This is a genomic window from Thalassotalea crassostreae, from assembly GCF_001831495.1.
Lineage (GTDB): Bacteria > Pseudomonadota > Gammaproteobacteria > Enterobacterales > Alteromonadaceae > Thalassotalea_A > Thalassotalea_A crassostreae.
In genome coordinates this window covers 1,823,746-1,838,217 of record NZ_CP017689.1, presented here as the reverse complement: position 1 = coordinate 1,838,217, position 14,472 = coordinate 1,823,746, and the positions used below count along the sequence as shown (strand labels likewise).

The following is a 14,472-nucleotide window of genomic DNA, read 5'->3' as shown; positions in this document are numbered from 1 at the left end:
TGATAAACAATGTATTTTAATATCAACTTGATTAATCGACTTAGCCTAGGAAAAAAACGTAGGAATATCTTTTGCAAAACAAAGTATTAAACATAAAGCCTATTAGCAAACGCAACAGTTTGTTCTTAATCACCTTAGGAACTTTGCTGCTAGGCATATGCTTTACTTTAAATTATTGGTTTTGGGCTGACTTTAAAATCCAGCTAACTCTTATTATGTTGGCAAGTGGTGTCGTGTTCTTTATTGGGGTTTTAAAAAAATTAGAACCTAAGGTTTCCATCAAGCTCACGCCACAAATGATGATCTATTATCACCGCTGCGGTTCATGGCAAGTACGATGGCAAGATATCACTCGCTTTGGCCGAGTAGGCTCTAACATGCTGACTCAAAGAGTCGAACTATCCTTTATAGGCATTAGATTAAATAACATCCAATGCATTGCCGATAACATATCACCAAGGTTAGCAAATCGATTGCTGCATGAACAAAAAGAACTTCTCGCTGTGGCAATTCGCAGTCAGGACATAACGCTGCAACAAGCTATTATAGATTTTTCGCCATATACTTTGGACAATAAGCAATATAAAGGGCCTGTAGCCGCATGGTTATATAGGACTGAGGTATTGCTAAAGGCATATGGTTATCACCTATATTTGCCTGAAGATAGTTTAGATAGGGAAATAGCAGAGTTTATTACTCTGCTAAATCAATGTAAGAATTACAGTGTTGTTCACGATTAAGATTGCGGTGCCATTTTAGCTTTAGCTTCTTCAACTTTAGAGAAGTCTAAACCTAATTCGTCAACTGCTTCTTTGATTAAATCTGGATTTGTCATAATCGTCATGATTAATTGTTGTAGCTTTTCTTGTGGAATACCTAGGTCTTGGATCAATGCCATCGCCATCATCGGGTTATCTGTTAGCGCTTTAAAAAGCTCGCTAACCTTCTCGTCACTTACGTTATATTCTTTTAATGTAGTTAAAATTGGGTTCATTTTAATTCCGAGTTGATTTTAAAAAAGTATTTATATTAGCTGTTTATATTAGCCGTTTGGTGGCTGTTAATATTAGTTTAAGGTTAGCTAGGCGAATCGTTAGGCACAGGTAAAACGATCATCTCTTCAAAGTGTTCTTTACCCTGCTCTACTATCATATGTAGTACCGCAAAATTCGATGACAAAGCCAGTTCTTTAAATTTGTCAAAGTCGATTAGGTAGGTAAACAATTCTTCGGCTGAAACGTCGACGCCGAGGATGTTCATCAAATTTCCGATTACTTTATAGGAAAAATCAATTCTGTCTTGCTCTGTTACAGCGTTAGATTTATTGTTCACAACAAATAGCTCAATTTAAACGATTATATATCTATATAAGGGCACAGATCACATTTTCAATGCCTATTTGAGCTATTTATTTGATTACCTTCAGCTGCTTTGCACTAGCTAATTTTTATTTTATTGTTTAGCGTTTTAAATGTTTTGCATGAAATGCAATGTGTTCACCAATAAAGGTACTGATAAAAAAGTAACTGTGATCGTAACCTTCTTGCAAGCGCAAAGTTGCTTCATAGTTTGCTTGCTCACACGCTGATTTAAGACGTTCTGGTTGTAGCTGTTCTTGCAAAAAGTTATCGCTAGTACCTTGGTCAACAAGCATTGGAATATGCGTCTGAGCTTGGCCAAGTAAATAACAACTATCATATTGCAGCCAGTTATCTCGATTTTCGCCAACATAACCAGTTAACGCCTTTTCACCCCACGGACAATTTAGTGGTGAAGTGATTGGCGAAAATGCTGACACTGACTTAAACATTTGAGAGTTCTTAAGGGCTATTGTTAACGCGCCATGGCCGCCCATCGAATGGCCAGAAATTGAAGCCAAACCAGCATTTACAGGAAAGTTTTCATTAATTAGCTGCGGCAACTCATTTACCACGTAATCGTACATTTGATAATGCTTAGCAAAAGGCTCTTCCGTTGCATTAACATAAAAGCCAGCACCTAAACCAAAATCATAGGCACCATTTTCATCGTCAGCGACATTGTCACCTCTAGGACTGGTGTCTGGACAAACGATTGCAATGCCATGCTCGGCAGCATATTGTTGAGCACCAGCTTTTTGTACAAAGTTCTCGTCAGTACAAGTTAAACCAGACAACCAATACAAAACAGGCACCTTGTTTTGCTGCGCTTGTGGCGGTAGGAATACCGAGAAAATCATCGAACAATCTAAAGTTGAAGATTGATGTTGATAGCGTAATTGTCGCCCGCCAAAACAGCGGTTTTCAGATAATAATTCAATGCTCATAGTCAAACGGGTTCTCATTTAAAATAAAAAAGGTGAATTGCTTCACCTTGTGTACAGACAATAATTAATGTTATTCGTCAAATAAAACAACTGAACGAATCGATTTACCTTCATGCATTAGGTCAAAAGCTTCATTAATTTTTTCAAGCGGCATCTTATGGGTGATCAACTCATCAATCCTGATCTTACCTTCCATATACCAATCAACGATTTTAGGCACATCAGTACGACCTCTTGCACCACCAAAAGCAGAGCCTTTCCATGAACGACCAGTAACTAACTGAAATGGGCGAGTAGAAATTTCTTGGCCAGCACCTGCAACGCCGATGATCCAAGACTCACCCCAACCTTTATGACAACACTCTAAAGCTTGACGCATGGTTGTGGTGTTACCGATACATTCAAAACTGTAATCAGCGCCGCCACCAGTTACTTCAATAATTTTAGCGACAACATCATCAACGTCTTTTGGATTAATAAAATCAGTCATACCAAATTCTTTAGCTAGCTCAACTTTACTTGGGTTTAAATCGATACCAATGATCTTATCTGCACCAACAAGTTTTGCGCCTTGTATAACATTTAAACCAATACCGCCAAGACCAAAGACTACAACGTTTGAACCTGGTTCTACTTTGGCGTCAAAAGCAACAGCCCCAACCCCTGTAGTCACGCCACAACCGATATAGCAAACTTTATCAAACGGTGCGTCTTTGCGTATTTTGGCAACAGCAATCTCAGGTAATACCGTATGATTAGCAAAAGTTGAACAGCCCATGTAATGCAACAATGGTTCACCATCTACTGAAAAGCGCGAAGTACCATCAGGCATTAAACCAGCACCTTGAGTTTCTCGAATTGATTGACAAAGGTTGGTTTTAGGATGCAAACAGAAATCACACTGACGACATTCAGGTGTATACAACGGAATAACATGATCACCAACTTCCACCGAAGTAACCCCTTCACCAATTGCGATAACTACGCCAGCTCCTTCATGACCGAGAATAGCTGGAAATGCACCTTCAGGATCATCCCCTGACAAGGTAAAAGCGTCGGTATGACAAACACCTGTGGCTTTTATTTCAACTAATACTTCACCGGCTTTCGGTGCTTCTAAGTCCACTTCCATTACCGTTAATGGCTCGCCCGCTTTAAGCGCAACTGCTGCACGTGTTTTCATAGATTTTCCTTATATTTACAATAAGATGTACGGGTAGATTTTAAGATAATACTCTTAAATTATTTATTTAATATAGTTGATCAATGTAACTTCGAGTAATAATAGGCTTGTTAAAGGCAGTCATGCTTAGATTCAAACCAGTCATCTCCCAACTTTTTCTATCGGTAACTATCTAATTCTAAACAAATTAAAAATAGAATTATCTCTGTATTTTTCCATTTTTAGTGTACGAAACAAACTACTTTTACTAGCGCACGCTGCGAACAAAACGGTGTAAAATCATTTCTATTTCTCCAGAGTAACGCGATATGCTTTAACGGATTGCTTTAGTTCTACTAAGATGTCTTTTACTGAATTGGCTAGTCCAAACATATATTCTTGGCGCTGAATATGTAAAATAAGGTTTTCTCGAAATTCGGCATCCTGTGATAATTTTTGCCAGTCTATAGCCGTTCTATTGGAGATTGGAAAACCTGCAGCAGATAATCGTTCATTTATTTCTGGTAAGTAAACGCTTTGATGGTAATCTGGCGTAGCTTTTATTAAAAATTTACCGGCGCCATCAATATAGAATGGGATGATTTTTTCAGACCATGTGCGGAAAGCTCTGATATCGTCGACAACACCTATAATTTGACGCCTTAAACCTTCATTCTGTATCAAGGAAAATTTACCGCCATCCGACATCTGATTAAGGGATGACATTTTTACACGAACGCCTACTGCCTGCATTGCCTGGTCGATCAAATCATCTTCCCCACTCCATATGGGAGGCTCTTTTCCGTCTGTCTCTTTCCATGCAGCTCTTCTTAGTATCCAGTAAGCTGCATAGTGACCATTATCGCCGTTGACTAATGCATGTTCTAAAGAAGCAATTGATTCGGTTAAATCGGTTTCTAATTGTTTTAAAAGAAACACTTCTTGCGAACGTTCTTTTCTCTCTTCATTCCAGTTTGTTACCTGCATACCAAGAAAGATACCGGTTACGACAACAAGTACATCGAGACCAACAGCAAACCAATTCTGTTCGCTTACATGTTTCATAAAACGACGTAATATCATCGATAACTCCTTATATTTGCTTAATCCATTATGATTGTTCGAATACTTATTTTATTTATATCAGTAATCTAAATAAAATCATAACTATAGCTCATATTCAATAAACGACAGTCACTATTCCAACATCCTATTTTTAAGCCTATAAACAAGGATTTCTTTTATTTAAGAGACTGTTTAAATTCAAGGATTTTATATTTACACTATGTTAAAGTTACTTTTAATCACTGAGCCATGCAAAATATTTTTATAAAATATATATGAAACAAAATAGCCCAATCACGAGCACTTCCAATCAACCAACTATTTTCTGGCACGATTATGAAACCACACTATTTCTAAAGGGTTAGCCCCACTTTTGAATTGTGGGTACCCTTTTGGGTACACATATATTTTTTAACGATAAACAAACTACAAATATTGTTGATATAGAAATATAACTACATTGAGAAAATGTGAAAGACGTTAAATGGAATGGTACCAAATGGTTTAAGTTTAGATAGATATGTACTGTTTGATCAGAACAAAAGTAAGCGTCTAGCAAACAACACCTGCCTCTAACGTTTGAACTCAGCTATGCTATTTCCAAATTAATTTAAGGAGATAACTATGAGAGTTATGCGTAGCCAAGAGCAATACATGTATGCTCTTGACTAATTCTTACCTGTTACGTTAATTATAGGGCTCTTTTGAATATAACCCCACTAATAATCTCCATAATATTCATTTATAGCAATATGTGGGGATTCACAGTAACTTGGATCTTTACCAGTCTTAACAGTTTTATAAGTAGTGATTTTTTGGGTCATCGATTTACCCAATATATTTACATTCCATTCTTGAACTGATTCTTTAAAACAATATGTACTTTCTGAATACACAGTATCCGTTACTACAGTAAAAGAGAAATCATTATCGTCCAAGTTTGTTTCAACCCAATCATAGTTAGCAAACTTGAACTCTCCGACACCATCAACATTTGTTTCTCTAATCGATAAATTCCAGCATACATCGTTTACGACCAAACAGAATCTATAACTGCCCCACACTGTTTTCTCTAAAATATAAAAACTTACCTGAGCAGTTTCTGATTCTAATAAATCTTCATTTTTCGTCTTAAAGGTAAACTGATCTGTCTTCCCGTGAGAATCTGAAAAGGCAGTATACGTGAACTCACCAGTTTGGCTATTCATTGCCAGTGTGCCTGATGACGGTGTATTAACAACTTCAAAATGAGTGTGATTAGCGCCAGTGACAATTCCTGAATAGCTAAAGCCAGCATCTACATTATGACTACTGCCATATGCTTCAGGTGCAAGCAACCCAATTATATTTACTGTTATTAAAGCTTCAATAACTTCACCATTGTCCAACTCTGAAGCTATTTTAAAGGTATCGAAAGATAAAGGTTCGGTTAAGTTTTCAGCATTTGGAGTATAAATAAGGCCAAACTCTTCGAAAGTAACCTTCCCCTTAGAGGGTTCTTGTAAAATGAAGATTCCTTTGTGTCCATTACCTGCGGGGATAAAATAGGTCGACTCTAATTGGTTTACGTCTAACTCCATATCTTCAAGGTATAATGGTGGTAATAAGTTTACAGTAATGACTGCGGGCTCTGAATAATCTCTTGAACCATCATCCCATTCATAATAAGCTCGAATGGTAAATATATCCGCAGCAGGGGCATTTGAACACTTTTTATCCGAACAGTTTGATCTAAATGACTCGTAGATTAAGTTGTAACCATCTTGAGCAGCATTATTAGCGCTTAGTTCTCCGAATGTACCACCGCTATTAATAACTTCTAAAAAATACTTATCCGATTCTAAAGGATAATATAAATCCCATGCTTCACCGACCTTTGATTCATATGTTCCCTCTGTAATAATCGGCACATTAGTTTGAGTCAAAAGGACTTTAACGGTTCCTACTGCATTTGTTACTACGTTTTTAACTGTTAATAACGCTTCTAAAACTTTATTAGTACTCTCTGGTTTATTCTCGAAGAGCTCATCAGCACTAATTTCAATATAACCTTCATGCGAACTAGCATTTAGCCATTGAGATGCTTCACCTGAAACGCTAACTTCAATCATGGGTTCCGGCTGAAAGTCTTTTTCGTTTGGTTTACCAACTTTGCTCAGCCAAGTTACTAATTCATCTATACTTTCTTTAATCTTTCCTAAAGCATTTTCACTTGCTTTTTTCGAATCTTGTAACTTTTTTTGAACTTCCTGAATGTACTTATACGAAACCAAATACCCCAACCTAGCTTTGTTACCGACCTCAATTATCAACTCATCTAGTTTTGCAACAATATCAAGGTCATTATCTGAATTCATTTTTCCTGTATAAGCCAATATTTGAGGTTTATTTGCTTGCGTAGTAAGTTGTTCGAAAATGTCTACCGATAAGTTCACATAACAATGTTCCATTAAAGTATTTTGTGCCGAAATATGGTTTTTGGTCTCGTAGGCTAATATCGCAAGCCCAGCTATAAATGCAGGCCCTGCAGCAACACCTCCACTAGTTGCTGCAGAAACAGCCACAATCCCCACCACATAGGTAAGAGTGCCTTTGAATTTTAAAGCGTCAATAGTGAAGGTGTTTATAGAATTGTCACATTGCTGATAGATATCCTCTTTATTAGATAATCCTACTGCTTGTATTCCCGAATGCAAGGGAGCACCAGAGGTAGTTTTTTTTACCCTCCAATTAGCCTTTAATATTTGAGCAACTTCCAACTGCTCTTCCTCATTTAAGTTACTGATTTGCTCTTTAAGCCTTTCAATAAAATCAAGTAAGCCTTCTAAGTCCTGAATATTACCCTGATCAGTTGCAAAATTAAGATCGCTCAAAACCTCTTGTGAAAAATCGTCCAGTAATGACGTTGTAAAGTCTTGTGGTGCAGCAATTACAGGTATATCTTCAAGAAAAGTGAACGAATATGCAATTGAGTTTTCACCGTCAGTAACTATAAATACATAATCCCCAACATTTAATGCTGGAAGCGCAATACTTAACGTTTCTTCATTACTAAAAACATCAATATTTAACTGTTCATTAAAATTAGCAACAAGTGGCATATCAGTGTTTAAATTGCCAGATTCTAAAGATAATATCTCATGTTGACGGACAGTACCTAGAGATATCAACTGATGGCACTCAATAGCTAAATCAGTTACGTTTGAGGATTGAAATACACCTGCACCATTATACAATTGACAGTGTAATCCCTGTGGCTGACTCATTATCTGCACGTCATAGCTATCTTGCCCAGCAAAGTCACTAGTGAATTCAAAAGCTTCCTGATCCTGGCTAATCGATAGTGTTTCATCGCTATTCAATGAAATAACTAAACCTTCAGTAGCAACGCCTTTAGCATTACCACTCACATTATATTTTGTAGTTTCTTGAGTTGATGGTTCAGCCTTATTGGTGTCACTTCCATCACCTCCACACCCAATCAGTAAAGTAAAAAGAACAATCGCAATGGTGCCCTTTTTTATTTTGTAAATTCCCATCTATTCATCCTTGGCTTTTTGTACAAAAAACAAACTATAATATAACGGTTATTTTGTAAAAAACAAATCGGGCTTATCTTCAAGAAACATTTTCATTAAACAAACTCACGCAATAAATGACTAAGATAGGTGGCCGACGTTGTTGCAGGCAAACTGACACTTGCCTTACCAACCATGATCATAATTGGCGGCGTCTCTTCAATTACTTCCACTTTCTGCGTAATTTTTGGCGCGAACAAAGCTTGTTGACGACAAGCCGAGCTTCTTTCTTACAGCGTAAAAAGTCGTTGTTGATAATTGATTCTGTTCGTAGTATTCCACGATAGTTAAACCGCTAGCTTGTTGCTCTTTAATTATGGATTGCCATTGCTCTTGGTTTCTCATAATTCTCATAGTTATCTCCTTAATTTAATTTGGAAATAACATAACTGAGTTCAATTGCTGGGTGAGTTAGTTACTCTCCCCAAATCTATAAGTCTCAACTTGAACTATCAACCACGAACAACACACCTTAAACAAATCTGAAAGATCATACTAATCGTAGGTGTTATAAATAGGCTAAGACCATTCATAGTGCCACAATCCAACAATTGAAAACATATTTGTAAGTTTGTTACGTATATTTCTTTATTAAAGCTTTATGCCATCCCTTGTTGTTTTTCATATCTGCAATATAAGGGTGTTCTTTATGATATTCTAGGTACCAAGAGCATAAACCGTCCCAACTCCCTGCATTTCCAGCGGGGTATAACTTCCAATTTATTTCCTCTAGCGTAGCTGAAGATTTAGCTAGGTTGTTTGTCATCGACGTTGTCATCCAGTTTTCCATATTGTCTTGGCCTCCTCTAGACACTGGATATAAATGATCTACTGTTGGAAAAAGCTCCCAATGAGCGCTATGCGAATTAGATCTTCCTCCTCCCATTGGAAACTGTTCAGGAAGAGCATCTGATATGGCGTATAAAACAGATGGGTATACTAATTTTGCACCTGAATATCGGTCAATAAATCCATCCTTAATAAAAACTTCTAGCGATTGGAACTGCGTATATGAACGCTTGATTTTTGTACTAGGAATAAAAGGATAACTTTCTTTTAATATTTTTGAGGCGTCATTTTTGTTATTTTCAAGAAGGGCATTTGTGACTTGCTGTAATGTTGATAAATGATTCATATTAATACCTAACGTCTGATAATTAACGGTAAATGTTACCTTTAATTGTATTGCTATAAGCAGTTTAAGCTGTGTTACAAGATATATTTTTTAAGTAACTCTTTATTTTGCTTAGAAAGTTTTGGTGTGCTCCATGAGCCTGTTGTAATGTATGTCTGGTCTGAAATACGATGCTCCATTAAATCTAAAATTTCATCATGCGGATAAAGGTAAATATAGTTATCCTCTATAAAACACATATAGATATTTTTTCCTACGTATTTTTTACTAAGCGAAAGACGAGCTTTTAATTGGACCTTAATATCAGTAACTCCATCAACATGTACGCCAATAAAGTCAGCACCTTGCCAATCATTACTAAGCCACATTGTAGTAAAGCCATAATCAGCCAATTTAGCGGATGCTTTTTGGAAGTTGTACATTTCCTTCGCTTTAGAATTTAATTCTGAATAGTTAATTTTTTTTAATATCACGGTATACTCCAGTCATACATGGCTTTATTAAGCGTCTAAAAAATTAGCTATTATAGCAAGATTCGAGCGCAGTCTGCTGTTTTTTAGGTTTAAGCAACTTATTATTTGTCGATTGGATCGAGTTTTGGTTTTTGTCCAAACAGGTCACCATTACGACCTTTAATTTCTAATACATATAATTCTGAACTACTCTCAACTAAAATTATACTGTTACAAGCATAAAGTCGACTTTGCTGCCTGTCAGGTTACATCTCCCCTGCCAATTACAAGTGACAGAATAGATATGAGTTACTTATCTAAAACAATTGATTCCCATTACTCATAAGCTGCTCTTTGCTCTTCAATCCAATGATGCTTATTATACACAGCTAAGATCCCGCCTAAGTTATGACCTAACATTTTTTCTGAAACATGCAGTTCGACGCCTTTAGACGACAAAATTGTCGAAAGTGAGCGTCTAAAGTCATGACTACTCCAAGGCGCCATTTTCGCTCTTGCAACAACATGTCGACTAAGCTTATTGATAGTTTGCGGCGAAATTTGTTTCTTATAGCTGCCCGAAGGAAAGACGTAATCAGTTATTTCGCCAAACGTATCTAATTGCCATTTAATGATCTTAAATGCCTCTGGTGCGATTGGTCTTACGATTGTTTTGCGTGTTTTGCTTATTTCTTTAGGTACTGTCCATATTTTGTTTTTAAGATCTAAATGATCCTTTTTCATATGTCTGATTTCACCAAGCCTGGCACCAGTTAAAGATGCCAGTTTTATAGAGTTTGCGGTTGTTGGATAGCATTTTGATTTATCTAACTCACGCCAAACCGTTCTTATTTCTTCTGGTGATACAACCCTCTCTCCTATGGCAGAGTTACTACCAATATCCTTGGTCGCAATCGACAATAACGGTGTGCTTTCTATAATTCCTCGCTTAATCGCAAAGCGCATACAAGTTTTCATTCTAACTAGCATATCGCGGGCTGTAATACTTGAGTGCTGATCTTCGATACGGTCAAAAAACTCAAACCATTCGCTCATAGTAATTTCTTCGGCTGGAATCTCACACTTTCCTAAAACGTGCTTGTTAAACGTATACTTGTATAAGTATTGCGTTTTAGGGCTAAGTCTTACTACATGTCGTTCCATAAATGCCTTTATGCAATCATCAATCATAATTTTGTTATCAAATCGCTTTCTTTTAAGCTCAGCTATAGGATCTTTACCCTCTTGAAGGTACTGTTTAATTTCAGGGATTTTCTGCCGACACTGTGATAAGGTGACTCCAGGATATTGACCTAAAGATAAACGCTTTGCTTTACCTTTAAATCGGAAACGATATTGGAAGGTTAACGTGCCGGTTATTGATACACGCACACTTAACCCATCTCTATCAGATAGCTCAAATCTTTTTTCTTGAGGTTTGTTCAATAGCGATTTTAATTTTGCGTTACTTAATGACATGTGTCCCACTCCTTTGGGTACACAATAATAGGAGTTTTGGGTACACATAAGGGTACACAAACCGTCTAAAACTAGGTTTAATTTGATAAAACAACATTCGACAACAAAACATTATAACAAATCCAAGTGATTGTTTTTAAATAATAAAATGAATCAAAATACAACTAATCAAAACACTGCAAATCAGCCGTCGATTTTCTGGCACGATTATGAAACTTGGGGCGTTAGCCCAAAGCTCGACAAGCCATCACAGTTTGCCGGTATACGCACCGATTACGATTTAAACATCATTGGTGAGCCTGAAATGTTTTATTGTCAGCCTCCACAAGATTACTTGCCAAATCCTGGCGCAGCACTTGTCACTGGTATTACTCCACAAAAAGCGCAGCAAGAAGGCTTATTGGAATGTGAATTTGCGGCTCGAATTCATGCACTGTTTTCTGTGCCTAATACCTGTGTTGCCGGCTATAACTCAATTCGTTTTGATGATGAAGTAAGTCGTTATTTGTTTTATCGAAATTTTTATGACCCATATGCCCGTGAATATAAAGATGGTAATAGCCGTTGGGATATTATTGATATGGCAAGATTATGTCATGCAGTAGCACCTGAAGGGATTAATTGGCCAATCAATGAAGATGGTAAAGTTAGCTTTCGTTTAGAACTATTAACCGCTGAAAATGGTATAAGCCATGAAGCCGCTCACGATGCAATGAGTGATGTATACGCAACGATTGCATTGGCTAAGCTTATTAAAGAGAAACAACCTAAGCTATATAACTTTGTGTTTTCTATTCGCACTAAAGCTGAAGCGGCTAAACAAATTAATTTGTATGAATTAAAGCCTTTTTTACATACTTCATCAAAAATTGGACCCGAGCAAAAATATACCAGCTGGTATATGCCAATTGCTGCCGACCCAGTAAACAAAAATGCCATTACCTGCGTTGATTTAAGTAAAGACATATCACCACTATTTGATTTAACCAGCGACGAAATAAAAGATCGTTTATACACCAGGCACGACGAGTTAAAAGCGGAAGGTAAATTGCCAATCCCCGTTAAACAGGTTCACATAAACAAGTGCCCTGTCGTTGCACCAGCAAAAACATTAACGCCAGAGCGTGCAGAATCTATCGGCATTGATCGAGAGTTTTGTTTAGCAAATTGGAAATTACTCAAAGAAAAGCACCAACAAGTAAATGAAAAACTAACACAAGTATTTGTTCGAGATTTTGGCGACGTTAAAGATGATCCTGAGCATGCGCTATATAGTGGTAGTTTCTTTTCATACGCCGACAAAGATAAAATGGCGCAAATTCATCAAATGCCTGCCGAGCAACTAGGTATTACCCCATTTAACTTCAGTGATAAACGCTTAGATACGTTATTGTTTCGGTATCGTGCGAGAAACTTTCCTCATACACTAGATGCAAATGAGCAACTTGAATGGCAACAATATTGTCATAACAAACTTAATAATGGCGAGTACGGTTTAACCGCAGATAGTTACATAAAAGAAATTCAAGGATTTGCGATAACACACGCGCAAAATGAAGAAAAAATGGCGGTATTAGAATCGTTAGAGGCTTACTTGTTTGAACAGCAATCTCCTGACTTTAATGAACCAAAACAAAAGCCACAAAAATTACCCGGTATTGATGCCTCATTTATGGAAAAATTAGAAAAGCTATCGGAAAATTCAACCAATACTCATAGCCAATCAACTCTTAATGAGTTACATAGTTTGTGTTCTGAAAATAAAAAAGAGCAAAAATAATACGATTGATTATTTTTGCTCAATTTATTGTATTTAACAGTCTTTAACTTTTATCTTTAGCTTTTTTATTAAATTCTTGTTCTAGTCTTTGGCTTTCAGTAGAGAAATCAGACTTGACGTATCCCAACGATTGCCGCCGTTTTGTTGGACTTGCTCATAAAATCCATCAACCATTTCAGTCATTGGTAACTCTGCGTCATGTTTTTTGGCTTCGTTAAAAGCGATTGATAGGTCTTTACGCATCCAATCAACAGCAAAACCAAAATCATATTCGCCGGCATACATGGTTTTATAGCGATTCTCCATTTGCCAACTGCCTGCAGCGCCTTTTGAAATAGTTTCAACCAATTTATCTGCATCAAGACCTGCTCGCTGTGCAAAATTCAATGCTTCACTTAAGCCCTGAACAACGCCAGCAATACAAATCTGGTTTGCCATTTTCGCGATTTGACCATTGCCGACAGGCCCCATTAATTGACTAAACTTAGCAAATGCCGCCATAACCGGCTGAACTTTTTCAAAGGTTTCTTGCTCACCGCCACACATAACCGTAAGTTGGCCATTTTCAGCGCCTGCTTGACCGCCTGACACTGGCGCATCAATAAAGTGTTTATCTTGTGCGATGGCAATATCATTTAATTCCCGTGCAAGCTCTGCCGAGGCTGTTGTATGATCAACAAAAACACCACCTGGTTTTAAGCCAGCAAATATACCATCTTCACCTAACGCGACTTGTCTAACGTCATCGTCGTTGCCAACACAAGCAAAAACAATATCAGCATCAATTGATGCTTCTTTTGGTGTGTTTGCAAAATTTGCCGAACACTCTTCTGCCCATTGCTTAGCTTTAGTAACTGTTCGATTATAAACGGTTACTTGATAGCCATTGTTAACTAAGTGTTTCGCCATCGGGTAACCCATTACACCAAGACCAATAAAAGCAATTTTTTTCATAATTCATTCCAGAGCGTATATTTACTAATAATATGCTGCTAGTCTAACAATAATATAAATAATAAATAAGGCTGTTATGACAAATATTTATGACTTTAATGTGGTTAATAATAAAGGTGACAATATCCCCTTAGCTAACTACCAAGGCAAAGTTTTATTAATCGTTAATACTGCCAGCGCATGTGGCTTTACTCCTCAATATGCCGGTATAGAAACACTTTATCAAAGCTATAAGGACCAAGGATTGGAAGTGTTAGCATTTCCGTGTAATCAATTTGGTAAACAAGAAAAAGGTAGTGATGAAGAAATTAAAGGATTTTGTGATCTAAACTTTAATATAAGCTTCGATCTTTTTTCGAAAGTAGATGTTAATGGCCCGAGTGCCGACCCGTTATTTGATTACCTTACTAACCAAGCAAAAGGCGTATTAGGCAGCAAATCAATCAAATGGAATTTCACTAAATTTTTGGTTAATCGTGACGGTTCTGTTGTCAAAAGGTTTGGCAGTATTGATAAGCCTGAAAAGATAGAAAAACACATAGTAAAATTATTAGGCTAGGAG

14 protein-coding genes are annotated in these 14,472 nt (G+C 37.0%); 3 read left to right on the top strand and 11 right to left on the bottom strand.

Features of this window, described 5'->3' with window-relative positions:
- Positions 1-71: 71 nt before the first annotated feature.
- Complete coding sequence (locus LT090_RS07910) at positions 72-740, top strand: DUF2982 domain-containing protein (RefSeq protein ID WP_068547548.1); 669 nt, start codon at positions 72-74, stop codon at positions 738-740.
- Here LT090_RS07910 and LT090_RS07905 read toward each other — a convergent pair.
- From LT090_RS07905 to LT090_RS07860, 10 genes are all read right to left on the bottom strand, one after another.
- Complete coding sequence (locus tag LT090_RS07905; RefSeq protein ID WP_068547550.1) at positions 737-994, bottom strand: DUF2999 family protein; 258 nt, start codon at positions 992-994, stop codon at positions 737-739. The genes LT090_RS07910 and LT090_RS07905 overlap by 4 nt on opposite strands.
- A gap of 83 nt (positions 995-1,077) precedes the next feature.
- Positions 1,078-1,332, bottom strand: coding sequence for a hypothetical protein (locus tag LT090_RS07900; RefSeq protein WP_068547552.1), 255 nt, complete (start codon positions 1,330-1,332; stop codon positions 1,078-1,080).
- Between the two features lie 127 nt (positions 1,333-1,459).
- Positions 1,460-2,305 (bottom strand): S-formylglutathione hydrolase, encoded by an 846-nt coding sequence (gene fghA, locus LT090_RS07895; protein WP_068547554.1) that lies wholly within the window; start codon positions 2,303-2,305, stop codon positions 1,460-1,462.
- Positions 2,306-2,375: 70 nt separating this feature from the next.
- Positions 2,376-3,488 (bottom strand): S-(hydroxymethyl)glutathione dehydrogenase/class III alcohol dehydrogenase, encoded by a 1,113-nt coding sequence (locus LT090_RS07890; protein WP_068547556.1) that lies wholly within the window; start codon positions 3,486-3,488, stop codon positions 2,376-2,378.
- Positions 3,489-3,773: 285 nt separating this feature from the next.
- Complete coding sequence (locus LT090_RS07885) at positions 3,774-4,550, bottom strand: hypothetical protein (protein WP_068547558.1); 777 nt, start codon at positions 4,548-4,550, stop codon at positions 3,774-3,776.
- 701 nt (positions 4,551-5,251) lie between these two features.
- Complete coding sequence (locus LT090_RS07880; RefSeq protein WP_068547560.1) at positions 5,252-8,071, bottom strand: hypothetical protein; 2,820 nt, start codon at positions 8,069-8,071, stop codon at positions 5,252-5,254.
- A 198-nt stretch (positions 8,072-8,269) separates the two neighbouring features.
- A complete protein-coding gene (gene tnpA, locus LT090_RS07875; protein ID WP_226996542.1) occupies positions 8,270-8,464 on the bottom strand; it encodes an IS66 family insertion sequence element accessory protein TnpA in 195 nt (64 codons plus the stop codon).
- A 220-nt stretch (positions 8,465-8,684) separates the two neighbouring features.
- Positions 8,685-9,245 carry a hypothetical protein gene (locus LT090_RS07870; RefSeq protein WP_068547562.1) on the bottom strand — a complete coding sequence of 187 codons (561 nt, stop codon included), beginning with the start codon at positions 9,243-9,245 and terminating at the stop codon, positions 8,685-8,687.
- A gap of 74 nt (positions 9,246-9,319) precedes the next feature.
- On the bottom strand, positions 9,320-9,718 hold the full coding sequence (locus LT090_RS07865) for a hypothetical protein (RefSeq protein ID WP_083318484.1): 399 nt from the start codon (positions 9,716-9,718) through the stop codon (positions 9,320-9,322).
- Between the two features lie 315 nt (positions 9,719-10,033).
- The gene (locus tag LT090_RS07860) at positions 10,034-11,176 is read right to left on the bottom strand and encodes a tyrosine-type recombinase/integrase (RefSeq protein ID WP_068547566.1); all 1,143 of its coding nucleotides are present in this window, start codon (positions 11,174-11,176) and stop codon (positions 10,034-10,036) included.
- A 148-nt stretch (positions 11,177-11,324) separates the two neighbouring features.
- Here LT090_RS07860 and sbcB point away from each other — a divergent pair, with 148 nt between their 5' ends.
- Complete coding sequence (gene sbcB, locus LT090_RS07855) at positions 11,325-12,956, top strand: exodeoxyribonuclease I (RefSeq protein ID WP_068547567.1); 1,632 nt, start codon at positions 11,325-11,327, stop codon at positions 12,954-12,956.
- Positions 12,957-13,037: 81 nt separating this feature from the next.
- Here the strand turns inward: sbcB and LT090_RS07850 are convergent, their stop codons facing one another.
- On the bottom strand, positions 13,038-13,913 hold the full coding sequence (locus tag LT090_RS07850; protein ID WP_089153039.1) for an NAD(P)-dependent oxidoreductase: 876 nt from the start codon (positions 13,911-13,913) through the stop codon (positions 13,038-13,040).
- A gap of 73 nt (positions 13,914-13,986) precedes the next feature.
- On the opposite strand from LT090_RS07850, the gene LT090_RS07845 reads away from it, so the two are divergent.
- Positions 13,987-14,469: a glutathione peroxidase gene (locus LT090_RS07845; RefSeq protein WP_068547571.1), complete on the top strand. Its 483-nt coding sequence runs from the start codon at positions 13,987-13,989 to the stop codon at positions 14,467-14,469.
- Positions 14,470-14,472: the final 3 nt, after the last annotated feature.